Here is a 24367-nt window from a genome sequence, read left to right on the forward strand (position 1 = left end):
CAGATTAAGTGCATGCAGTTCATTCCGTTTTGCTTTTTTGATGAGCATCGCCACTCGCTTCTCGGCAGCTTCAAGCGTAAAGATCGCATAGTCGACCTCGTCTTCGCCAACCGCATACTGGAATCGACAATGGGCCCGTTCCCATTCCCGAAGCGCCTGTCTAATGTCATCCATCAACTGCTCATGTTCGATTGCCTCCGCCTCTTCCTGCTTTTGGACCCCGGAGAACCAACGCTTGATCGTCAGCCATCGCATGTTCCGTCCCTCCCCACTCCTTGGTATAACTATGGTTATGGGAATCGGGACAAGACTAGAACCGAAAATGCTGACAAAAAGCCCCTGGCTGAATGCCAGGGGCCGAGATCGCTCATGCTATATTATGCGCCGCCATTCCTGTTCAACGCATATTTCTATTGAATTTCCCGCCGTCCCTCCAGCGCTTTGGACAGCGTCACTTCATCGGCATACTCCAGGTCGCCGCCCACCGGCAAGCCGTGGGCAATGCGCGTCACTCGGATACCGAAGGGCTTCACCAGACGAGATATGTACATCGCCGTCGCCTCCCCTTCGATATTCGGATTCGTGGCCAAGATCAATTCCTTCACCCGCTCATCGCTTAACCGCTTCAGCAATTCGGCAAGACGGATGTCCTCCGGCCCAATCCCCTCCATCGGAGAGATTGCGCCCTGCAGCACATGATAATACCCCTCGAACTCCTTGGTCCGTTCCATGGCCACCAGATCCTTCGTCTCCTGCACGACGCAGATGACGGAAGGATCCCGGGTCTTGTCTTGACAGATTCGGCACGGATCCGAATCGGTTATATTGCAGCATACCGAGCAATATTGCAGATTGCGCTTCACGTTGACCAATGCTTTGGCGAAATCGATGACATCATCTTCAGGCATGCGGATCACGTGGAACGCAAGGCGGGCAGCCGTCTTGGGCCCGATGCCCGGCAAGCGGGAAAATGCCTCGATCAACTTCGCGATCGGTTCTGGATAATACAAGGCTGCCTCTCCTTTTCAATGGCATAGGATGCGGACGCCGGTTCTCGCGAACCGGCTATCCGCGCGGCAGACTCCGCAAGATCGAAATCTCCGCTCTATCGGGCATGTTCAAAAAGGCCGGTTTTCAGCACCGCAAAGACGGCAAGAAGCCAAAGCCGACTTTTGAACTCCTCTACAATAATAGAAGGGCATATACCGAATGGTATATGCCGATCATGTCGCCTTATTAGAACAAGCCTGGAATTTTCATGCCGCCTGTAAATTTGGCCATATCGTCATTCGCCATATCTTCTGCTTTGGTCAGCGCATCATTGACAGCGGTAATTACGAGATCTTGAAGCATTTCGATATCTTCCGGATCAACGACTTCAGGCTTAATCGCAATGCTGAGCACTTTTTTGTGGCCGTTCACTTCAACAGTGACTGCGCCGCCGCCGGAAGTCCCCGTCGTCTTCTTGTCAGCCAGTTGCTCCTGGGCCTTCAGCATTTGCTCTTGCATTCTCTTGACCTGTTTCATCATTTGATTCATATTGTTCATCGCTGTAATTTCTCCTTTTTCACATAGAATAATATAATTACTCTTTTATGACAACGAGGTCTTCCCCGAACATGTGGAGTGCCTCGTCAATCCAAGGTTCTTGCGCCGATTCCGCTTCGGAACCTTCCGGTTCCAGCCGGAACGCCGGCTCTTCCTTCTCTCCGGCAGACCGCTCCGCCGTCTCTTCCCAATCCTTCAGCATCATCGTATCGAGCTGATACGGCTTGCCGAACACTTCGGACAGGACACGCTCAATCACCTGCTTGTTGTTGGGCTTCTCGGTCGTATCCCGGTGAATCGTATTTTTGAAGGCGACCAGCACCCGATCTTCCAGTGCCGATACCGGCTCTCCATTGACAAGCCAAGCGTGAATCGTGACGCCGGCTTCCTTCACCCGCTGCAGCACCTGCCCCCAGTTGGAGCGGATGCGGTTCGAGTCGGAGGAATCCTTCAAGGCGGTATACCGTTCGAAATGAGGCGGCTGTTTCGCCATCCGCGACACCCGGGCAGGAGCTCTGGTAGCGGCCGGGGCCCGTTCGGGTTGTCCCCCGTCTGAACGCCCGTCCGGTATTCTCGCCTTCGCCAATTCATTCAGCTTCGCTTCTAATGACGCAACTTGACGCTGCAATTGTTGCACGATGGAAGAAGATCCCACCGCATCGGAGCGATCGGCCTGCCGTTCAGCCGCCTCCGGTTGGCTTGTCAGCGCCCCCGGTTGATTCTGCACGGCTAACTGCAGCAAGGCTACCTCGAATAACGTTTGCGGTTGCACCGCATATTTCATGTCCGTCTGATACCGGTTCAAGGTATCGATAATCCGGAACAAGCTCGCCGCTTCAAAAGCATCGGCCAGCTCCCGGAACGCTTCCACACGAGTCAGACGATCGGTCAGCCCTTCTCCATCCGGCACCATCTTGAGCATCAACAGATCGCGGAAAAAGTAGAGCAGGCTCTCCATGCACTTGTCTGCGCTCTTCCCTTCCTGCATCATCGACTCCACCGTGGTTAGCACGGATCCTACATCCCCGGCTTGAACGGCGCGGGCGATGTCCGCGAACTGTTCCTCCGGTATCCCGCCGGTAATGTCCAGCACTTGCCGGTAGTCAAGACGGCCGTCGGTGAAGGATGCAGCCTGATCAAGGAGGCTGATCGCATCGCGCATGCCGCCGTCCGACAGCTTCGCGATATAGACCAGACTGTCCCGGTCTGCCTCAATTCCCTCATCCCTGCACACTTGCTCCAGACGGGCCACCTGTTCCTCCAGCGTCACTCTCCGGAAATCAAACCGCTGGCACCGGGAGACGATGGTCGCCGGCAGGCGATGAGGTTCCGTCGTGGCCAGAATGAACATGACATGAGCGGGAGGCTCCTCCAGCGTCTTGAGCAGCGCGTTAAAGGCCTCCGTCGTCAGCATGTGAACCTCATCAATGATATACACTTTGTGGCGGACTTCGGAAGGCGCGTATTTGACCTTTTCCCGAAGATCGCGGATTTCTTCCACGCCCCGGTTGGATGCGGCGTCGATCTCGACGACATCCATGACCGCACCGGCGGTGATGCGCCGGCAGGCTTCGCATTCATTGCAGGGCTCCGGACCCGGCCCCTGTTCGCAGTTGACCGCTTTGGCCATGATCTTCGCAGCGGTGGTCTTGCCGGTACCCCGGGGACCGCTGAAAAGGTAGGCATGCGAAAATCGCCGCTCACGCAGCGAGTTTTGCAATGTCTGAATAATATGCTGTTGTCCAACCATGTCACCGAATGACTGTGGCCGCCAAGCGCGATACAATGCAATATGTCCCATGCTGTAACCTCGAGAGCGTTTTTCTTATTATACTATATCACAAATTGTAAAAAAACAGCCATTCCCTCTCTTTGGCAATCAGGAAAACGGCTGTTCATGACTCCTATGATGTTCGAAAATGCGGCGATTTATGGCGCCGGGAATGGGAAATAAAGGGTGAAGGTCGTGCCGTAGCCTTTGGTCGAAACCCGTATCGAGCCGCCCAAATCATGAATAATCCGCTGGCAGACCGATAATCCTAGACCTGTGCCGTTCGCCTTGGTCGTGAAGAACGGATCGAAAATTTTGTCGATAATGTAGCAAGGAATGCCCGGACCCGAATCCTGAATGTCGATCAGGACCCGCTTGCTCTCGTCATCCCGTCTTGCCGTCACGTTCAACACGCCGCCTTCACTCATCGCTTCGATGCCGTTTTTGGCAATATTAATGAACACCTGCTTGAGCAGCTCGCGGTCGCCGATGACCAAAGGCAGCGGCTCGTCCGCCTTGTAATTGACCTGAACCGCATGAAGAACCGCCTCATTCTGAATGATAGGCAGAATCTCGCCCAGCACCTGGTGGAGATTCACCCGCTCTATCGTCAGATGCTTCGGCTTGCTCAGCAGCAAAAACTCGCCGACCAATTCGTTGATCCGGTTAATCTCGGTCAGCATAATATCGGTGTAATGCACTTCCTTGATCATGCCATGCTCGTCGAGCTTCTTCTTGAACATTTGCAGGAAGCCCTTGATCGAGGTTAGCGGGTTCCGTATCTCATGAGCCGTTCCGGCCGCGATCTGGCCGATCATGGCCAGTCTGTCGCTGCGCTGCACTTGCTCTTCGAGCGATCGCAGATTGGACACATCCTTGAGCAGCACGTAAGCGCCAACAATCTGAGCCTGCTCATCCCGGTGTACGTTCGAGTCCATCAGCAGTTCATAGCGATCCGAACCGTTGGTCCAGGAGACAGCATGGTTATGGGTGACGACACCTTCCAGAAGCGACCGCTGCACAAGATGGTACTCCGTCGGCATCTCGCCGAACAGGTCATTGACCCGGCGATGCAGCACTTCGGGCTTGGTCCACCCGAGGATCCGGCACGCCATGTCGCTAATATCCACCAGGCGGAACTGGACATCGAGGAGCAGGATGCCCAGATTGACGTCCTGCAAAAAAGCACCCGCAAACTGCTGCAGCAAATTCAGCTTTCCTTGCTCCTGATCCTGGCCCTCTGTCGATCCGGCAGAGGAGAGGGTACACGCTTGCTGAGAACCAAGAGGCTGATTCAATTCCGTCATAGGCTCACCTCATCGTATTTTTCGCCCATCTCTACCGCTCCCTCTTGATGCTGGGAGATATGTATAGTATTCCGTAAACGCAAAAAAAATCCTGCCTTCTTACTTTAATATTTGAGCATATCTTCATAAGTAGAGAACAAAAAACACCGATTCGCTCGGTGTTGGACATTCGATATTGGAACCGTGCACCTGTTATTGATAATTGTGATCCGAGCGGCACCCTCGTCTTACAGCTCAGGCCAGGCTTCCCTCCGGCACATGAAAAACCCTACTTATGGCTGCTTCCTTCCGGACCTGACCAGATTCATAGGTATTCATTGCGAAGGACCCAGCCGTCAACACCAAAGACGAATACCAAGCCTCACATCAACAAAACCTCTAACAGGAATTCAACCTCGCTATAGCGGATTGCGAGTTACAGGGCACCGCTACCTCCCCGTCTAGCACGGCATAACTTAGTATAGACGATCTGTGCCGAAAGTGCAACCAAAGTCAATTGTTTACAGCTTCCCGGTCCTCCGCCGCTTCCTTCTCCGCCTTGGCTTCGGCCTCTCGTAAGCCCCATAACAGCAGCGTGCCCGAGGCGCTAATGAAGCCGCACAGCCCATATGCGCCTATATGCGTGTTGTCCAGCGGATACAAGCGAAGGAAGGCGCAGGTGACCAGCACCATCCACGCTGTCCCGAATCAATCCAGAACGGGCTGAAGCTCAGTCTGCGGCCGATGAACAGCAAATGGAGATAACCGAAGCCAATCATGATGCTGTATGCGACAAGCAGGCTCAGCCATGCCAGGGCCGGATTCGCCTCCGTCTGCTCCGGCCAGCCCCATGCCGGAAATGCCCCCTTGGCCAGGACAAGCATTCCATAGATGACGCCCCACACGACCAGCGCTCCCGCCATGGACAGCAGGCTTTCGGCTGCGAGGCGGGAGAACTTCCCCTCATGCGGCGGATGGCTGCCCCGTTCCGCCTGTATCCAGGCTTGGTAGCGCCGCTTCCCCCACACCTCTACGGCGGCGGCCAGCAGCAGCATCGCTCCGGCCGCAAGAAGCAGCGCGGGGGACAGGTCGCCCCGCAAGAGCCGGATGAGATATCCGAAGCCGAAGCCGAACAGTTTCTCGGCCATGATGTCACTCCTGCCCCGGAGCGGAGAGATCGGCCTCAAAGTCAAGATTGACCGGGGCGGCAGGCAGGGACTGCCCGATCTCCGGCAGCATATCGGTAACCGGGACGGTCTCGTCGACCTCCTCGAAGCGCAGGCCGTCTATCCAGATCTGTCCCGGTCCGCTAAGCAGCGCCCCGAAGGCAATCGACTCCGCCTGCTCGGGCACATCCAGCACGATCGTATACAGCGCCCATTCGGTCGTGCCCTGTATCGGACGGGCCGTCATATTGTCGAAGGCAAGCACCTTCTCCTCCGGCCCGTCCACGCGCATCCACATCCCTGCATACTGCTTTACCCGCTCCGATTTCATAAATCCATTGAGCCGGATTCTTCGTCCTCTATATTGTCCGGCATCGAACATCTGCATCAGCGTCCCGAAGCCGTCCGGCTTGGCCGACGCATCTCCCCGCAGCGTCCCGGACGCCTTGCCCCGGTGCACCTGAACCCGATCGATGCCTGCCGTGTATTCATGCGGATAGAGCCCGGTTATGAGCCATCCTTGGGGCGCGGTCTGCGGAGCCCGCAGCGGGTTGGACGGCTGCGCCACGTCATCAAATACATCACTCACCATCAATCCCTCCTCCGTTCGATGAAATATCCGGAAGCCGCTCCGGTATTGGTGGGGCGTCATGCCGTAGGCGCGCTTGAACGCGCGCGTGAAGGAGTCCTGCCCGGCGAAGCGGTATTCCAGCGCGATGTCCAGAATCCGCTTGTTCGTCCGGAGCAGATCGGCCGCGGCCCTGGCGAGACGCCGCTCCCGCAAGTAGGAAGCCGCGCTGTACCCCAACTGCCTCTGGAATACCCGATGCAGATGAAAGCGGGACACTGCCGTGTGGCGGGCTACATCATCAAAGTTCACGTCATCGGTCAGATGCCGTTCAATATAAGCCACCGCCTGGCGTATCCACCGCTCATGCTCCCTTCCTCCCATTCGAACACGCTCCTTCCTGACATCCCGGCTTTCCTCTCTAGCATACCCGGCCGAATCGGATGCGGTTTTGACATTTTGTGCTCGACGTCGCGTCCGCATAAAAAAATAAACCCCCTCGCTGTCACCAGCAAGAGAGTCTATATTTAACGTATTACATGCCATATTTCTTCTTAAATCTATCCACACGACCGCCCGCATCGACAAACTTCTGTTTGCCTGTGAAGAACGGATGGCAAGCCGAGCACACCTCTACTTTCAGGTTTTCCTTAACCGAACCTGTTTCGAACGTATTACCGCATGCGCAAGTTACCGTTGTAATGTGGTATTTTGGTTGAATCGCTTCTTTCATTCGAATTCACCTTCTTTCCGCCCTGAGCCCTTTGCGTTCCCAGAGTTATATAGAACAATAATGAATTATAGCACGGCCCGCCCAACAGCGCAACCAGAAAGTAGCGTATCGGGAAGAGCCGCAGCGTCTGTCGGCTCGTCGAATCTCGCCCCGGCGCTCTCTATTAGCTGACTGAGGTGCTCCGGGTACGGCGCGTCGGCGTCGGCGTGTTGCCGTTGGCATCCAAGGTTGCCAGGAATTCCGTGTTCGTCTTCGTATCACGCAGCTTCTTGAGGAACTGATCGATGAATTCTGGCGTTTCGTTCATATTTTTCCGAATCATCCACAGCTTGTCGAGCTCTTCCTTCGATAGCAGCATCTCCTCGCGGCGCGTGCCGGAGCGTCGGATATCGATGGCCGGGAAAATGCGCCGTTCCGCCAATTTGCGATCCAGGTGCAGCTCCATGTTGCCTGTGCCTTTGAATTCCTCGTAGATGATATCATCCATGCGCGACCCGGTCTCGACCAGCGCCGTCGCCAGAATGGTCAGGCTGCCGCCTTCCTCGATATTGCGCGCCGAACCGAAGAAGCGCTTCGGACGATGGAAGGAAGCCGGATCGATACCGCCCGACAGCGTTCGGCCCGATGGCGGAATAACCAGGTTATAGGCCCGTGCCAGCCGGGTGATGCTGTCCAGCAGGATAACGACGTCCTTCTTGTGCTCCACAAGGCGAAGCGCACGCTCAAGCACCAGCTCGGCGACCTTGATATGATTTTCTGGCACTTCATCGAATGTGGATGCCACGACTTCGCCCTTGACGGAACGCTGCATGTCGGTGACCTCTTCCGGGCGCTCGTCGATCAGAAGCACGAACAGCTCAATTTCAGGATTGTTCTCCGAGATGCTGTTCGCGATTTCTTTTAAGAGCAGCGTCTTTCCGGCCTTAGGCGGTGCGACGATCAAGCCGCGCTGTCCCAAGCCGACAGGAGCGATCAAATCCATAATCCGTGTTGAAATGCGGGATGGGGAAGTTTCGAGCACCAGCTTCTTCTGCGGGTAAAGAGGAGTTAATGCAGGAAAGTGCAGCCGTTGCGCGGCATCTTCAGGATTTTCGCCATTCACGGCATTAATCTGCAGCAGCCCGAAATAACGCTCGTTCTCTTTCGGAGGGCGGCACTTGCCGGAAACGACATCCCCCGTTCTCAGATCGAATCTACGAATTTGCGACTGCGAGATATAAATATCTTCCGCGCTGGGCAAATAGTTAATCGGCCGGAGGAAGCCGAAGCCTTCCGGCAAAATGTCAAGAACGCCCTCCATGAACATATAGCCGCCCTGCTCCGCTTGCGCGCGCAAAATCGCGAAAATCAATTCTTTTTTCTTCAATTGACCATAGCCCGGAATCTGGAACTCCTTCGCCAGCTTGTACAATTCGGTCAATTTCTTCGTTTCCAAATCGGAAATTTGTAAATCCATGAATACAACTCCTATTCTGTTATGAAATGCGGACAATGTCGTATCAATAAGTCCATTTCCCTTATTCAGCACGGGAATACAGCAGTTGCTCTTTTATCTATGTCATTGTATTGATGGGCTGTTTCACCGGAAAGAAATCGTGGACGGAATGAAGATGAGAAGATGGTGAGCCAGAGGCAGCCAATTCTTCGTCATAGGTTGATATATCGTAGAAATAGAAATCTTGTCTCTGTATGGATTGTGCCCATATCAATCTATTATTAACCTATCTTTACCCCAACAGAATCGATTTATTCCACCTGACGCCATACATCGGCGCCAAGATTGCGCAAATTGGACACGAGATGATCATACCCGCGGTCGATAAATTCGACTCCTGAAATCTCCGTGACATCGGTATCTACCGTCAAGCCGGCAATTACGAGCGCAGCGCCGGCACGCAGATCGGATGCTCTCACCTTCGCCGCATTCAGCCTTTTGCCCTCGATGACGGCGGTTCGCCCTTCGACCCGAATTTTGGCCCCCATGCGAGCCAGCTCCGGGACATGCTTGAACCGGCTGCTGTACACGAGATCCGTCAGCATGCTCACCCCTTTGGCTTGCGTCAGCAAGCTGGTCATCGGGGATTGGAGATCCGTCGGGAATCCGGGATATACAAGCGCCTTCACATCGATGCTGTTATATTCGGGCTGTCCGATAACGCGAAGCGATTCATCGCCCTCGATGACGCGCACGCCCATTTCTTCCAGCTTCGCCGTAAGGGCTTCCAGATGTTTAGGGATAACGTTGTCAATCAGAATATCGCCGCAAGTGGCCGCAGCCGCAATCATATACGTTCCCGCCTGAATGCGGTCCGGAATAATCGAGTGCGTGCAGCCGCGCAGGCTGTCCACGCCTTCAATGCGGATCGTCTCCGTGCCCGCTCCCTTGATGCGGGCGCCCATCGCATTAAGCAGTGTGGCAACATCTATAATTTCAGGCTCTTTGGCCGCATTTTCAATAATCGTAGTGCCCTTGGCGCGCGAGGCCGCAAGCATAATATTAATGGTCGCCCCTACACTGACGACATCCAAATAGATCTTGGCGCCGCGAAGTTCCCGCGCGTAAATATGGACGGAGCCGTGATCGTTCGTCACCGTCGCGCCTAAAGCTTCAAAACCTTTGATATGCTGATCGATCGGGCGAGGCTCGAAATTGCAGCCGCCCGGCATGCCGATGGTCGCTTCGCCGAACCGGCCCAGAAGCGCGCCCATCAAATAGTAGGAGGCCCGCAGTTTTTTGACGGGTCCATTGTGCATCGGTACCGAAATCATCCGCGACGGATCGATGCGCAGACAGGAACCCTCCCAGCTAACCTGTCCGCCAAGCTCCATCAAGATCTCCATATAAGTGGCGACATCGCTCAGTTCGGGCAAATTATCCAGTACGACTTCCGTCTCCGCAAGGATTGCTGCAGGAATAAGCGCAACCGCGCTATTTTTGGCACCGCTGATCTGAACAGAGCCTCGAAGCGGCCGACCGCCGCTAATCATTAACTTCTCCATGTCAAGCCAGTTCCTCCCATGCGTTGCTGACACCCCCGATAGCCGGCGACATCCGGACTGTATCGGCTCCCCATAAAGCAAAAAGGGAAGAACACCGGCGAACCGGTGCTATTCCCGCATTCGTAAACGTAGTATTAACTATGGAATTGCGCTTGTTACGCTTGGTTGTTGCTGCCGAACAAGCGAATTTTGGCGCGAACGACTTCCACCATCGCTTTACGAGCCGGAGTCAAATATTTACGAGGGTCGATCATATCGGCATCCTTCGCCAATGCTTCGCGAATCGCCGCCGTACAAGCGACTTGGTTCTCGGTGTTCACGTTGATTTTGCCGGCGCCTGCCGCGATTGCCTTGCGGATGGATTCGTCAGGCACCCCGGAACCGCCATGAAGCACGACTGGCACAGGAATTTTGGAAGCTACCGCTTCAATGATATCATAGTGAAGTTTTGGCTCGCCTTTGTACATGCCGTGGGCCGTGCCTACCGCAATCGCCAGCGCGTCTACGCCCGTTTCTTCGTAGAAACGAATCGCTTCTTCCGGCTTCGCCAGTTGTGCGGATGCTTCATCCACTTCCAGGTCGTCTTCGACCCCGCCGATAGTTCCCAATTCGCCCTCGACGGATACGCCCATCGCATGAGCCGCTTTAACGACTTCCTTGGTCAAGCGAATGTTGTCTTCATATGCATGATGGGATCCGTCGAACATGACGGAAGAGAATCCTGCACGGATACAAGCCATAGCGACTTCAAATGTGCTGCCGTGGTCAAGATGCAAAGCGATTGGCAAGCCGGATTTCTTCGCAGCCGCTTCCGCCATGGCAACCGTATATTCCATTCCCATGTAACGCAATGCCCCTTCGGATACACCGAAGATGATTGGCGCATTCTCTTCCATGGCTGCTTCCGTAATCGCTTGAGTGAATTCTAGGTTGTTAATGTTGAATTGGCCCACCGCAAATTTGCCCGCTTTTGCTTTTGGCAGGAATTCGTTCATCGAAACTAATGGCATGGTCTCCATCCTCCTAAGAAGTTGTCTTTGTCTGTATTTCTGTAGTTAGCCGACATCCAGTACGGAGTTATTATATCACATTTGACCGTAAAAAAGTAAACAACCTCTTGACAAACCCTGCCGCTTCCAAGCCGCCATTAGACCGCCATTTCCGCGCTTCGCCATTCATCCGTGCCCGCCCAAAACAAAGAAGCCGGGTGTCAGCGCCCAGCATCGTTCAAACCTATGTCATTGCCTTGCGTAACGGGTCATGTCGTCATATTCGCCGGGTTCGACGCCGAATGGTCCTGTTGCAGCGTCATGTTCACCGCCACTCTCATCTCATCAATGTCGAACGGCTTCGTAAAATGCATGATCGCGCCAAGATCGGTCGCTTCCTTGATCATGTCCAGCTCTCCGTAGGCTGTCATCATAATGACTTTCATCTGCGGCTCCATCTTCTTAATCTGCTTCAAAATTTCCAAGCCGTCCATGCCCGGAATCTTCATGTCCAGCAAGACAATATCCGGAGATTCCTCACGCACGATGTTCAATGCAACCTTCCCGTTGGAAGCTTGGTAGGTCGAGTATCCTTCGCTGCTGAATACTTCCATCAGAAGAACCCGAATACCGTTTTGATCATCGACTATCAATACTTTCTTCTTCTCCAACTGGTACCCCTCCCATCGTGTAACACGAGCGAGTGCATCCGCTAAGACAGGCGTCGCCTCGTATGAACATGCTTTTTTTTCCAAAGCAAGAATAATGGTACTTATTCGCCTTGATATATTAAAATCCTGCTTGAAATACGGAAAAACATGAACTTCCCCTTACGAAGTGCAAAAAATAGGCAGAAATCCCCATAATGGGAATTTCCGCCTGGATCATTATCCGCGGTGCGCCACGGCCGCCCGGACAAACTCCCGGAATAGCGGCTGCGGGCGATTCGGACGGGAGGTGAATTCCGGATGGAATTGCACCGCCAGGAACCAAGGATGATCGGCCAGTTCCACGATCTCGACCAGCCGCCCGTCCGGAGACGTGCCGCTGAACTTCAGACCGGCGCGCTCCATCGCTTCGCGGTATTCATTGTTGAATTCATAACGGTGACGATGGCGCTCATACACCAGCTCGTCCTGATAGCTTGCCATCGCAAGCGAACCTTCCTGAAGCTTGCACGGATACAATCCCAGACGCATCGTTCCGCCCAGATCCTCGATATCCTTCTGTTCAGGCAGCAGGTCGATGACCGGGTAATCGGTCGACGGATTGATCTCCGAGCTGTTCGCTCCTGTCATGCCCAGCACGGAACGGGCATATTCGATAACCGCCACCTGCATGCCGAGGCAAATCCCGAAGAACGGAATCTTCTGCTCGCGGGCATAGCGGATCGCCGATACTTTGCCTTCAATGCCGCGGTCTCCGAAGCCGCCCGGCACCAGAATGCCGTGCACGCCCTCAAGGCTCTCCCGCGCGTTGTCGTCCGTAATCTCCTCCGCGTTCACCCAGCGGATGTTCACTTCCGTATTCGCATCGAACCCTGCGTGCGCCAATGCTTCGACGACAGACAGGTACGCATCGTGCAGAGCCACATATTTACCCACGATCGCAATCTCGACTTGCCCCTGGAGCTGCTTCACGCGATCGACGAGCTTGATCCACTCGGTCATATCCGGCTGCTTCGTCTCCAGCTTCAAATGATTGACGACAATGTCATCCATGCCTTGATCGCGAAGCATCAGCGGCACTTCGTACAAAGTGGAGGCGTCGCGGCATTCCACGACGGCATTGGCATCAATATCGCAGAAGAGCGCGATCTTGCGCTTCAAGTCCTCGGACAAGGCGTGCTCTGTCCGGCATACGAGCATGTTCGGCTGAATCCCGATGCTCCGGAGCTCCTTCACGCTGTGCTGTGTCGGCTTCGTCTTCACTTCGCCGGCAGCCTTGATGTATGGAATCAGAGTGACATGGATGTACATGACGTTGTCGCGGCCGACATCGCTCTTAATCTGGCGGATGGCTTCCAGGAACGGAAGGCTCTCAATGTCGCCGACGGTGCCGCCGATCTCGGTGATGACCACGTCGGAACCGGCTTCCTTGCCGGCGCGGAAGACGCGCTCCTTGATCTCATTCGTAATATGCGGAATCACTTGAACGGTGCCGCCCAGATATTCACCGCGGCGTTCTTTGGAGATGACCGATGAATAAACCTTGCCGGTCGTAACATTGCTGTTCTTCGACAGGTTGATGTCGATGAAGCGCTCGTAGTGTCCAAGATCGAGGTCGGTCTCTGCTCCGTCATCGGTAACGAACACTTCGCCGTGCTGATACGGGCTCATCGTACCCGGATCTACGTTAATATAGGGGTCGAACTTTTGAATCGTAACCTTCAGCCCCCGATTCTTCAGCAATCTTCCCAGGGACGCTGCAGTGATCCCTTTGCCTAGAGAAGATACAACGCCGCCCGTCACAAAAATATACTTTGCCACTGGTGAAACCCTCCTATGATCAAATGCATACAAGACATGTTCTCGGGAGGCTTTGACTCTTGAGTCAGGGTTCGAAGAAATCACATGCTGCCTGATGTTATCGTAACCCATTTGCACGAGAAAAATTGATGAAAAAATGTCAATAAAAAAATAAAAAAGTGACTCCCGTAGTGTCACGGGGCACTTTCATCTTTTAGCGTCAATCAACCTATTCAATTACAAACAAATCAAAAGCCCATATGCTAGTTTACTCTGTAGGACATGCCGTGTCAAGGGAACGTTTGCGGATTTTCCAGCCAATTGATCGCGGCCTCGCCACGATCCAGATTCGCCCAGCACAAGGAGGGGATTTCCGCCGCTTCCAGGCGGCAGCGGCCCGGCTCCGGCATGCGGGACAAGGAGCATACAAGCCCAGAGCAGAGGGGAGGATCCAGATAAAAAACCGTTTGCTTATCCCCCCGCCGAAGCGCCTCGAAGGAGATCGCCCGGGAAACATAAGCAAACGGTCCGTCACAGCCGCTGGCTCGGATTCCGATTACCGATTGTCATCCTCGTCCATATCCGGCTCTTCTTCCTCGTCAGGATTGTCTTCATCGATCTCTTCATCATCGATAATGACTTCCTCTTCTACCTCCGCATCCTCTTCTTCATCCACATACATGTCTTCATCGTCTTCGCCGTCTTCGTCCACGAAGTCGAAGTCTTCATCATTGTTGTAGCTGTCGTCCTCTTCGACGAACATATCGTCGTCTTCCAGATCATCGTCGTCGTCGTTAATGATGCGAGGACGCTTCGTGCCCATCGACTCTTCCGAGCGATCGACAGGATACCAGCGCTTCAAGCCCCAGAGATTGTTCCCTACGCACGCGAAGCGGCCATCAATGTTGATTTCCGTATATAACTGTGCAATGACATCATTAATTTGCTCTTCGCTAAGTCCGCGAAGCTTCGCAACTTCATTCATCAGATCACGGTAGTAGAAAGGCGTGTTGGCTGCTTTCAAGACGAGGAAAGCAATATCCACCATCGGCATTTCTTGCACTTTGTCGGGATCCAGATTCAATTCCAACGGGGTGCTCATAAGGACACATCCTCTCTCAAAGGTTCAAACGGATAACTACGATCATATCCAGTTTCACACCTAAGTAAAACCGATTTTCCATGAAAAAGCAAGTTTATCCGACGCGGACAAAAAAATGCCACATGTCTGTCTGCTTTCCCTGCCATAGATGGAAAAAAGAAACGCGAAGGGGATCCCTTCGCGTTCGACTGTATCCGCACCACAGACAGGTTTACACCTCGTCTACCGTGTGCAAAGCCCTTCGCCGGCTCTTCTTCATCCTATGTCCGCAGCCGCCTTTTGACACGGAAGAAGGCCTAACTTTCGCAAAAAAGGCAGCTACCCCAGTCCACCCTCCTGCCCTTGGCATACGATACCCCACAAGGAATTGTCGGGAGGGACTCGACATTGGATATGACGGCCTTATTGCACATATTGCTTCAAGAGATGTCCTTCAGCGGACGGCCTGCAGCGAAGCGGTTGATTCGCTTCCATCGGCCGGAGCGGTTCGCCGCACTCAGCGAGGCGCTCCGCACGCTTCGCCGGGATCGGCCCGAGCTCCCGCATATCCGCGAACTTCCGCTCATCCGCGCCTGGAGTTGCCCGGTTCCCGAATCAGTTGCAGAGCTGCTGTCACGGTATCCGAACGAGTTCACGATCGAGGACGACGCGTTGATCGCGATTCAGGCCGCTTCCCACAGGCCGGTCTCCTGGGAGCGGGGGATTCCGTGGGGCGTGCGGCAGATCAAGGCTCCGCAGGCATGGGGAACGACCACAGGCCACCGCGTGCATATCGGCGTGATCGACACCGGCGCCGATTACCGCCACCCCGATCTCCGCCAGTCGCTGATGCGCGGAGTCAACTTCGTTCACCGCGGCATGCCGCCGTATGATGACAACGGTCACGGCACCCATATTGCGGGCACGATAGCTGCGGCCAATCAAATGTACGGCATTATCGGCGTGGCTCCCCGCGCCTTAATCCATCCCGTGAAATCATTTGATGAGAACGGGGCTGCTTATGTGTCTGATATTATCCAAGGCATTGAATGGTGCGTCCGCAACGGGATGCACATCGTCAATATGAGCTTCGGCATGAAATCCCGCAGCAAGTCGCTGCTGCAAGCGGTGACCCAGGCCTATCAATCCGGGGTCACCGTCGTCGCTTCATCCGGGAACGACGCGAAGCGCAAGTCCATCGATTACCCGGCCCGCTATCCCCAGACGATCTCGGTCGGGGCGACCGATCGCATGCGGCGGATTGCGCCGTTCAGCAACCGGGGGCAATTCGTCGATATTTACGCCCCCGGCGAGAAGATCGTGTCCTCCTGGATTAAGGGCAAATATCACGAGATGAGCGGCACCTCGATGGCCACCTCGCATATCAGCGGCGCGATCGCGCTCCTGCTTGCCATGCGGCCGCGCTTGAAGCCGGGCGAGATCAAGGCTTTGCTCCGGCGGACGGCGAACCCGGTCCGCGGCCGCAAGACCCGGAACCTCCAGGCCAAGGCGCCGGGGGAGGTCGACGTGATGCGGCTGCTGAAGGAAGCCGAGCGGCTGTAGCGGTCGCCTAGCAGTATCCCTGGCCGGGCCAGAAGCGGTCAGCCAGGGATGGGATATGCGCATGCAATCGTCCCTCTCCGGAATGACGGGCTGCCGAGCGCCCCGCCCCGATCAGCGCTCCCCGCGAATGGGCCCCCGGAGGGGCTCTTCCCGTTCCGGCGAGGAAGTAACTTCCGAGCCTGTGGAACGTTGGGCCTCCGCTCTGTTGGACACTCAGCTTCTGCTCTGCGGAATGTCGGACCTCTGCTCTGCTGGACACTGGGCTTCTGCTCTGCGGAATGCCGGGCCTCTGCTCTGCTGGACACTGGGCTTCTGCTCTGCGGAATGCCGGGCCTCTGCTCTGCTGGACACTGGGCTTCTGCTCTGCGGAATGCCGGGCCTCTTGCTCTGTTGGACACTGGGCTTCTGCTCTGCGGAATGCCGCAGCGTTTCTCGGAACAGGGTCTCATGGCTCGGATCTCCATACAATGATGCAAAACTGCAGCTTTGTCCCCCGTTGCCGCGTCTTGCAATAGAAAATCCTGCAAATATACAGCAATCACCGGGCATTTCTGCTCAAACTCGAATTCTGCCGGGAAAATGATGTACATTTGCAGGAATGATGCTCAGTCAAGCCCCGAACCGAGGCAGAATCCTGCATTACAGCAGGAATTGGGCGTTCCATCGCGGCCATGACAGGAATGATATTCCCTTGACGACGACCGCATACCGTATTCGTCATTTGATGCACGAGGGAGCTGCCGTTCCTTGATGCTCCTTGATAGTGCCGGGAAGCGGCTGCCCCTCCTGGATTCACGCCCGCACCGCTTCCGGGACAGGCGCCGGCCAGTCCTCCAACGTGTAGGCCATGTCCCAGAACAGATATTCCAACTGGCAGCTGGTCAGAAAATGCTCCTCCAGCCGCTGCTTGCGGGCGACAGGCAAAGACTCCGCCCACTCATCAAGCAGCTGGCGAAGCTGCATCGTGATCCCGCTCTCCCGATCTCCATAAAAATGCATCCAGTCATAGAACGGATGGGATGAATCCGGCTTCACTTCCTCCAGCAGCCTGCGGCCGATTTCGGTATACGTCCAAGGGCAGGGCAGCAATGCCGCCACGATATCCTCCCGCGTTCCTCCGTGAGCGACCGTCAGCATATGGTTGACATAGTGATTGGCCGAAGGGGCCAGGGGGAAGCCTTGCAGTTCTTCGTACGTCACCCCGGCGACATCGCAAAAATTTTGATGCGGATGCGTCTCGCTGTCCAGAATAAACGAGATTTGCTCGTTAAATAGAGCCATCGCGGCGCGGTGGTCGCATTTGGAGATCGCAATCCCGTATACCCGGATAAAAGCGTTCAAGTATTCAAAATCCTGCTTGACATAGTGAATGAGCTGTTCCTTCGCCAACGTTCCTTCCGCAATGCCCCGAACGAACGGATGCGCAAAAATCGCCGCAAAAATCGGATCCGCCGTACGCCGGAGCTCTTCTGTAAAACGGGCCATACTCAGCACCTCCGCCTCATTTTCGATGAAATCCAATCAGGAGGAGCCGGCGCGGCCATACAAAAAAGCCGCCCCGAAATGGAGCGGCTTCGTCAAGTCATCATTAAACTGAGCTTCAACTCGAACCTGTGAAGGCCGTCTCCACTTCCCTACGCCGGTATTAACCGGATCAGGTTCAAAGGGTCCAAGCGTCTCTTGTCTCAGCCGCCTTGCGCGGCTCCCCCAGCGGATTTCGTATAAAGTTCACTGTCACGTCTTACTTTAGCTTCGATTCCCAATTTTGTCAAACTATTCTTCCCGATTCATTGCCCGCAGGCCGAAGCGCCTGCCGGACAAGCGATCCCGAACCGTTCATGTGACGCTAAGCGGTTCGAGATTCGCCCGCGGCCCGTTCCACAGTTCAATCCACTTCTTGATGGCGGATACCATAATGACGATGCCGAGCACCAGCATAATGATGGACAGCGCGGCGTTCAGCACGCTGTACCCGGAAGCGGACGGGTTCAGATAGACGTTCTTGACCATCCAGTAACCGGCATAGTTGACCGTGACGAACAAATACGCGAGCGGAATGAGACAGGTCAGCATGTATCTCCGCTTATCCGCGATGTTCAGAATGACTGTCGCCCCGACAATGAGCCCGATCGATGCCATCAGCTGGTTGGAGACGCCGAAGAGCGCCCAGACGGAGCCGATATCGCCCGAGTAGAGCAAGTATCCCCACATCAGACAGGCCAAAGCGCTGGCGAAGATGGAGCCGGGCACCCAATCGACCTGCTTCAGCGGCTTGTAGATGTCGCCGAAGAAGTCTTGAATGAGATAGCGGGCCACCCGGGTGCCGGCGTCAATCGCCGTCAGAATGAAGACCGCCTCGAACATGATGACGAACTGGAAAAAGTAGGACGATAAGTGGCTGAACCACGGAATTTTGGTGAAAATATACGTCATGCCGACGGCCAAGGTGACGGCTCCGCCGGTCCGCCCTTCGAGATCGAGGCCGATCTGCTGCGCCAGCTCCGGCAGATGCACGGTCGACATTCCGAGCGTCTTGAATACTTCCGGCGCCGCATTAATCGCGAAATAGTCGGCCGGCTGCAGCGCCGCCGCCGCAATAAGCGCCATAATTCCTACCAGGGATTCGACAAGCATCGCGCCGAAGCCGACCACCTTGATGTCGCTCCAGCGGTTAATCATTTTCGGCGTCGTGCCTGAGCCGACGAAGGCATGGAAGCCGGATATGGCTCCGCAGGCGATCGTGATCGAGATGAACGGCCAGACCGGTCCGGCCAGTATCGGGCCGCCTCCGTTCACGAACTCCGTGAAGACCGGGAACGGGATCGCCGGATTGATGATGAAGACGCCGGCGATAAGAGCGATGAAGACGCCGATTTTCATGAAGCTGCTCAAGTAGTCCCGCGGCGCCAGGAGCAGCCAGACGGGCAGGGCCGCCGCGAAGAACGCATAGATCGGCAGCAGGAGGGCCAGCGTCTTCGTATCCAGCGTCAGCCAGTCGCCCAGGACGGTGCCTTGGATGGAGGGCCCGAGGAATACGCCGGCCATGAGCAGAAGGAAGCCGATCCCGGAAGCGAGCTTCAGATTCCCCGTCTTCTTGTAGAACAAGCCGACGCCCATCGCGATCGGAATCGTAATCCCGACGGCGAAGGTGCCCCATGGGTTATGCTCCAATGCGTGGAGCACGACCATCGAGAGTCCGGCCATCGTAATCGTAATGATGAAGAGCATCGCCAGGCCGGTGCAGAAGCCGGCTACCGGGCCGAGCTCGTCCTTCGCGACCTCGGAGAGCGACTTGCCCTGCTTGCGCATCGAGGCGAACAAGACGACGGCATCATGCACCGCGCCGCCGATGACCGCGCCGATAAGCAGCCACAGCAGGCCGGGCAAGTAGCCGAACTGCGCCGCCAGTATCGGGCCGACGAGCGGCCCGGCCGCCGCGATCGCGGCGAAATGGTGGCCGAAGGTGACCCACTTGTTGGTAGGGACATAATCTTTGCCGTCATTCAGTTCATGGGCCGGGGTCGGCTTGGAATCGTCCAGCTTCAGCACTTTGGCCGCCATGAACGTTCCGTACAGCCGGTACGCGATCATCAGGATGCATATCGATCCGATTACAATCATTACCGCATTCATGTGTACCACTCCCTGCAATCGTTTTGGAGTCATCATACAATATGAAAGCTTCCCTGCTTCGTTTTCATGACAGAATGCGATAGAGGCCGATTCAACTGCAAAAAGGCCCCTTCGAAATGCAAGCGGTTACACCCCTCGCCCGGACGCCCTCATCGCCATTGCGATCGGGAGAGCCCGATCCGGATTCGGCCGAATCAGGCTTCATGACATCCCGAGCAGCTGCTTCAATTCCTTCATATAGGTGCGGCTGACCGGAATGCGGGATCCGTCCTGCATCCGAAGATGGCAGGTCGAATGGAACCACGGCTGAATCTCCACGATGCGATCCAGATGAACGAGGAACGCCCGGTGGACGCGGAGGATGGAAGGATGATTCAGCTTCCGCTCCAGTTGGGTCAGCGATTCGCCGACCTTGTATTTCCGCTCCGTCGTCGCGATGACCGTCTTCCCCTCTTCGAACCCGAGGTAGACGATATCGTTGACATGCAGCACGATAATCCGCTCGTCAACCGTGATGGCCAGACGCTCCTGCCGCTCCCGCTCCGCCATCCCGCCCCGGGCGGCGGGCGATGCCGAAGCCGAATAGGACTCCCGCTCGTGAAGGCGAAGCAGCTTGCGGATCGTCTGCTGCACCCGCTGCTCGTCGAACGGCTTCAATATATAGTCGGCGGCGTTCAGCTCGAACGCCTTCAACGCAAATTCATCATATGCGGTGGCGAACACGACATCAGGCGGCGTGTCCAGCTCCCGCAGCCGGCCGGCGATATCGAGCCCGCTCTCTTCCTGCAGCTCAATATCGAGGAAGACCACATCCGGCTGCGCCGCAGCGACTCCCGCCAAGGCGTCCTCCACCGCGTCCGCTTCGCCAACGACCTCCACCTGCCTCGTCCTTCTCAGCAAATAAATCAGCTCATCTCTTGCCAACGGCTCGTCATCGACGACAAAGGCCTTCAGCATGACGCTTCCCTCCATTCATGGAACTGAATCGGCACGGCGATCATCACGGTCGTCCCCTGTCCGGGCTCGCTGTCTATCCGGAAGGAGGCCTGCTTCCCGTATATCTCGGCCATTCGCTGCCGGATGTTGTACAGCGCCGTTCCGGTGCCCTCCGCCGAATCGACGGCCTGCTTGCCAAGCGCCCCCTGGATGTCCTTCGCTATCCCTTGGCCGTTGTCCCGGGTCAGCAGAATCATCCGATCGCCTTCCCGGTACGCTTGCAGGGTCACGCTCCCGCAGGGCAGAGCCGCGCCGCGGGGGAAAGCATGGCGCACCGCGTTCTCGACGAGAGGCTGGAGCGTGAACGGTGGCACGAGGACATCCTCCAGCTCCGGATCGATATCGGTCGAGACGGTATACTTGTCCGGGAAGCGCGCCTGCTCCAGGGATAAATACGCTTCCACATGCTCCAGTTCTTTGTGCAGCGGGATGAGCATCGTCCGTGCGCCCTGCAGATTGCTGCGGAAGAAGATGCTGAGCTGCTGCAGCAGATCGCGGGCCTTCTCCGGATCGGTCCGGCACAGCACCGAGATCGTGTTGAAGGCGTTGAAGAGGAAGTGCGGATGAATCTGGGCCTGCAGCGCCTTAATCTCCGCGTCGCGAAGCAGCTTGCTCTGCAATTCCGCCTCGGCCAGCTCCAATTGGGTGGAGAAGAGCTTGCTCAGCCCTTCCCCCAGCTCCTGCTCGACTTGATCGAGCTGCGAGGAACGGGCGAAATACAGCTTCAAGGTGCCCACGGTCCGGTGATGCGCCTGGAGCGGCAGCACGAGGGCCGCCTGCAGGACGCAATCCGGATTGAGGCAGTGGATCTCCTCCCGCGATCTCGCCATATGAATCCGTCCTTCCTTCAGCACCGTCTGCGTCAACTGGGTCGAGATCGGCTGGAGCGGCACGTGATGATCGGAGCCTGCTCCGACATGGGCCAGTATCTGATGCTCATTCGTGATCGAGATGGCGTCGGCATTGGTCTCCTTCAATATAATAAGGGCCGCCTCCCGGCAGGAATGGGCATTCAAGCCCTGGCGGAAATAAGGCAGCGTCTGATCCGCGATGTACAGCGCCTGGTGGGTCTGCAAGGCGCGGGTCCGCTCCTCCTCCTGGAATATCGACTGGATAATCAGCATGAAGAGCAGCGTGCCGAAGCCGTTCACGGCAATCATGGGCACGCTGATCATTTTGACCAGCTCCAGCGCATGGGTCCGGGGCTCGGCCGCCAGCAGTATGATGCCCATCTGCACGGCCTCCATCAAGATGCCGATAAGGGCCGCATGCCAGGCGGCATAACGGTTCTGAACGCGGAAGCGCTTACCGATCAGCCCGGTGACCATCCCGGCGAGTATCGTCGAGATGCCGCAGGCGAAGGCGGTGTAGCCGCCGAGCGTCAGCCGGTGAATGCCCGCGAGCAGGCCGACGCCTGTCCCGACCAGGGGACCGCCGAGCAGCCCGCCGATGGCCACCCCCATAATGCGCGTGTTGGCGAGCGCGCTGCCGCTATCAACGCCGGCGTTCCACGCCTGGGTCGAGATGAGATTGTCATGAATCTGGACGGCGGTATAATTGCTTACAATTCCGAATGCGCCGAAGACGATGATCAGCATCAGCTTTTCTGCATTGCCATGCTCGTTCTGGATGATCTGCCGAAATGATTTCATCCGCGACAGCACAAACGCGATAATCAGCAATATACCGACCCGCTCCAGCATTAACGGAAGCAGGTGAACCATGGGCCTCACCTTCTCTTATGATGATTGTGCTTCTATTATACCTGAGAACCGGCGATAGACGATGGAGAAACATGCTTCCAGGCACTCAAAAAGCCGGCCCCGACAAGCGGGAACCGGCTCCATTGCGTTATATGATTCGTCTCTGCCTTACATCCGTTCTGGAGCGGATACGCCGACGAGACGGAGCACATTGGCGAGCACGGTCCGCACTGCGCCCAGCAAGGCCAAGCGGGACTGGGTCTGTTCCGCATCCTCGGTAATGACGCGCTCCGCCTTGTAGTAGCTGTGGAAGAGCGACGCCAATTCATAGACATAGCGGATGAGGCGGTGCGGCGCATAATCGCGCGCGGCGACCGCAATCTCCTCCGGCAGCTCGCCCATCTTGCGAAGCAGGTCATACTCATGCTCCGCGGTCAGCTTCGCCAGTTGAATCTCCGCGAGCGGCTTCCGCGCGATTCCCTGCTCCTCCGCCTGGCGGAAGATGCTGCAGATCCGCGCGTGCGCATATTGCACATAGTAGACCGGATTCTCATTGGAGGTCGAGATCGCCAGATCCATGTCGAAATCAAGATGCGAGTCCATGGAACGCATCGTGAAGAAATAGCGGATGGCGTCGACGCCGACTTCGTCCATCAGATCCTGCATCGTCACGGCCTTGCCCGTGCGCTTGGACATCTTCACCTTCTCGCCGTCCTGATAGAGGCTGACCATCTGGGCGATCAGCACGATAAGCTTGTCCGGATCGTTCCCGAGCGCTTCCATGGCGGCCTTCATCCGCGGGATATAACCGTGATGGTCCGCTCCCCAAATGTTGATGATCTTATCGTAGCCGCGGTTATACTTGTCCATATGATAAGCTACATCCGGCGTCAAATACGTGTATGAGCCGTCATTTTTGATCAGCACCCGATCTTTGTCATCGCCGAATTCGGTCGTGCGCAGCCATGTCGCGCCTTCCTGCTCGTACACCTTGCCGCGCGCCTTCAACGCATCCAGCGCCTTGATCACTTCCCCGTTCTCATACAGCGAGGTCTCGCTGAACCAGACGTCGAATGGCACGCCGAAGCGTCCCAGATCGCGCTTGATCTTGTCCAGCTCCTTCTCCAGGCCATAGCTGCGGAAGAACGCCAGCCGCTCAGCATCCGGCAGGTTCAGCAGCCGATCGCCTTCCTTGTCGACGAGTTCCTGCGCGAAGCCCTTGATGTCTTCGCCGTAATAGCCGTCCTCCGGCATCTCCGCATCCTGCCCAAGCGCCTGCTTGTACCGGCATTCGATCGACTTCGCCAGATTGTTGACCTGATTGCCTGCATCATTAATGTAATACTCGCGCGTCATCTCATAGCCGGCGAAATCCAGCAGATTGCAGAGCGCGTCGCCGACGGCCGCCCCGCGGGCATGGCCCAGGTGAAGGCTCCCCGTCGGATTGGCGCTGACGAACTCCACCTGGATGCGCTGTCCGGCGCCGATGCCGATGCGTCCGTAATTGTCGCCCTGTTCGCTGACTTCGGGGATCACATCATAAAGATAGGACCGGTCCATCCGGAAGTTGATGAAGCCCGGACCTGCAATCTCCGCGCTCTGGATCGAAGCCGCCGCCAGATCCAGATGCTCCACGATAGCCTCCGCGATCTGGCGCGGATTGCGCTTGGCGATGCGGGTCAGCTGCATGGCTGCATTCGTCGCCAGGTCGCCGTGCGACTTGTCCTTCGGCACCTCGATGACGAAGGCCGGAAGCTCCGATTGCTCCGCCAGTCCGGCCTTGACGACCGCTTGTTCGATCGCCGCTTTGACAGACTCGTTCACTTTTTCCATTACACTCATGCTCATGTAACCTGCTCCTC

The 24367-nt window shown here is 56.1% G+C and carries 20 protein-coding genes, 1 other RNA gene and 1 riboswitch (1 of these 22 only partly in view); of the genes, 1 reads left to right on the forward strand and 20 read right to left on the reverse strand.

All coding sequences use genetic code 11. The features are described 5' to 3' along the window. The 15 genes from OCY70_RS23710 to rpoE all read right to left on the reverse strand — a co-directional run. Positions 1–255: the 5' portion of a DUF2508 family protein gene (locus OCY70_RS23710; protein ID WP_213429441.1), read on the reverse strand. The gene continues 18 nt to the left of window position 1, outside the view; 255 of the gene's 273 nt are visible here — the first part of the coding sequence; the start codon lies at positions 253–255; its stop codon lies beyond the left edge, outside the window. Between the two features lie 155 nt (positions 256–410). Continuing rightward, on the reverse strand, positions 411–1010 hold the full coding sequence (gene recR, locus OCY70_RS23715; protein ID WP_213429442.1) for a recombination mediator RecR: 600 nt from the start codon (positions 1008–1010) through the stop codon (positions 411–413). 226 nt (positions 1011–1236) lie between these two features. Continuing rightward, positions 1237–1548, reverse strand: coding sequence for a YbaB/EbfC family nucleoid-associated protein (locus OCY70_RS23720; RefSeq protein ID WP_213429443.1), 312 nt, complete (start codon positions 1546–1548; stop codon positions 1237–1239). A gap of 37 nt (positions 1549–1585) precedes the next feature. Next, the gene (dnaX, locus tag OCY70_RS23725) at positions 1586–3349 is read right to left on the reverse strand and encodes a DNA polymerase III subunit gamma/tau (protein ID WP_213429444.1); all 1764 of its coding nucleotides are present in this window, start codon (positions 3347–3349) and stop codon (positions 1586–1588) included. 128 nt (positions 3350–3477) lie between these two features. Continuing rightward, entirely contained in the window at positions 3478–4626 is a 1149-nt protein-coding gene (locus tag OCY70_RS23730; RefSeq protein ID WP_213429445.1) for an ATP-binding protein, read from the reverse strand. Between the two features lie 181 nt (positions 4627–4807). Beyond that, positions 4808–5075, reverse strand: an RNA gene (gene ffs / locus OCY70_RS23735) — signal recognition particle sRNA large type. Positions 5076–5240: 165 nt separating this feature from the next. Continuing rightward, entirely contained in the window at positions 5241–5753 is a 513-nt protein-coding gene (locus OCY70_RS23740; RefSeq protein WP_213429446.1) for a hypothetical protein, read from the reverse strand. A gap of 4 nt (positions 5754–5757) precedes the next feature. Further along, positions 5758–6723, reverse strand: a complete 966-nt coding sequence (locus OCY70_RS23745) for a helix-turn-helix transcriptional regulator (protein WP_213429447.1) — start codon at positions 6721–6723, stop codon at positions 5758–5760. 151 nt (positions 6724–6874) lie between these two features. Further along, a complete protein-coding gene (gene rpmE, locus OCY70_RS23750) occupies positions 6875–7072 on the reverse strand; it encodes a 50S ribosomal protein L31 (RefSeq protein ID WP_213429448.1) in 198 nt (65 codons plus the stop codon). A 163-nt stretch (positions 7073–7235) separates the two neighbouring features. Beyond that, a complete protein-coding gene (gene rho / locus OCY70_RS23755) occupies positions 7236–8528 on the reverse strand; it encodes a transcription termination factor Rho (protein ID WP_168183008.1) in 1293 nt (430 codons plus the stop codon). Between the two features lie 290 nt (positions 8529–8818). After that, positions 8819–10072, reverse strand: a complete 1254-nt coding sequence (locus tag OCY70_RS23760) for a UDP-N-acetylglucosamine 1-carboxyvinyltransferase (protein ID WP_213429449.1) — start codon at positions 10070–10072, stop codon at positions 8819–8821. A 155-nt stretch (positions 10073–10227) separates the two neighbouring features. Beyond that, on the reverse strand, positions 10228–11082 hold the full coding sequence (fba, locus tag OCY70_RS23765) for a class II fructose-1,6-bisphosphate aldolase (protein WP_168183010.1): 855 nt from the start codon (positions 11080–11082) through the stop codon (positions 10228–10230). A gap of 248 nt (positions 11083–11330) precedes the next feature. Continuing rightward, a complete protein-coding gene (locus tag OCY70_RS23770) occupies positions 11331–11732 on the reverse strand; it encodes a response regulator (protein WP_213429450.1) in 402 nt (133 codons plus the stop codon). A 216-nt stretch (positions 11733–11948) separates the two neighbouring features. Then, positions 11949–13550 carry a CTP synthase gene (locus OCY70_RS23775; protein WP_213429451.1) on the reverse strand — a complete coding sequence of 534 codons (1602 nt, stop codon included), beginning with the start codon at positions 13548–13550 and terminating at the stop codon, positions 11949–11951. A 535-nt stretch (positions 13551–14085) separates the two neighbouring features. Next, a complete protein-coding gene (rpoE, locus tag OCY70_RS23780; protein ID WP_213429452.1) occupies positions 14086–14631 on the reverse strand; it encodes a DNA-directed RNA polymerase subunit delta in 546 nt (181 codons plus the stop codon). Between the two features lie 387 nt (positions 14632–15018). Between rpoE and OCY70_RS23785 the strand changes: the two genes are divergently transcribed. After that, the gene (locus tag OCY70_RS23785) at positions 15019–16173 is read left to right on the forward strand and encodes a S8 family peptidase (RefSeq protein WP_213429453.1); all 1155 of its coding nucleotides are present in this window, start codon (positions 15019–15021) and stop codon (positions 16171–16173) included. A 792-nt stretch (positions 16174–16965) separates the two neighbouring features. Here the strand turns inward: OCY70_RS23785 and tenA are convergent. The 5 genes from tenA to argS all read right to left on the reverse strand — a co-directional run bounded on the left by tenA (position 16966) and on the right by argS (position 24353). Next, positions 16966–17658, reverse strand: coding sequence for a thiaminase II (gene tenA / locus OCY70_RS23790; protein WP_213429454.1), 693 nt, complete (start codon positions 17656–17658; stop codon positions 16966–16968). 129 nt (positions 17659–17787) lie between these two features. Then, a riboswitch (TPP riboswitch) is annotated at positions 17788–17892 on the reverse strand. 117 nt (positions 17893–18009) lie between these two features. Continuing rightward, a complete protein-coding gene (gene cstA / locus OCY70_RS23795; RefSeq protein WP_213429455.1) occupies positions 18010–19806 on the reverse strand; it encodes a carbon starvation protein CstA in 1797 nt (598 codons plus the stop codon). A gap of 201 nt (positions 19807–20007) precedes the next feature. Then, a complete protein-coding gene (locus OCY70_RS23800) occupies positions 20008–20763 on the reverse strand; it encodes a LytR/AlgR family response regulator transcription factor (protein WP_213429456.1) in 756 nt (251 codons plus the stop codon). Beyond that, entirely contained in the window at positions 20757–22526 is a 1770-nt protein-coding gene (locus OCY70_RS23805) for a sensor histidine kinase (RefSeq protein ID WP_213429457.1), read from the reverse strand. The genes OCY70_RS23800 and OCY70_RS23805 overlap by 7 nt, the downstream gene beginning before the upstream one ends. Before the next feature lie 147 nt (positions 22527–22673). Beyond that, complete coding sequence (gene argS, locus OCY70_RS23810; protein ID WP_283776777.1) at positions 22674–24353, reverse strand: arginine--tRNA ligase; 1680 nt, start codon at positions 24351–24353, stop codon at positions 22674–22676. Positions 24354–24367: the final 14 nt, after the last annotated feature.

The sequence above is a fragment of the Paenibacillus melissococcoides genome (assembly GCA_944800085.1).
Classification (GTDB): domain Bacteria; phylum Bacillota; class Bacilli; order Paenibacillales; family Paenibacillaceae; genus Paenibacillus_B; species Paenibacillus_B melissococcoides.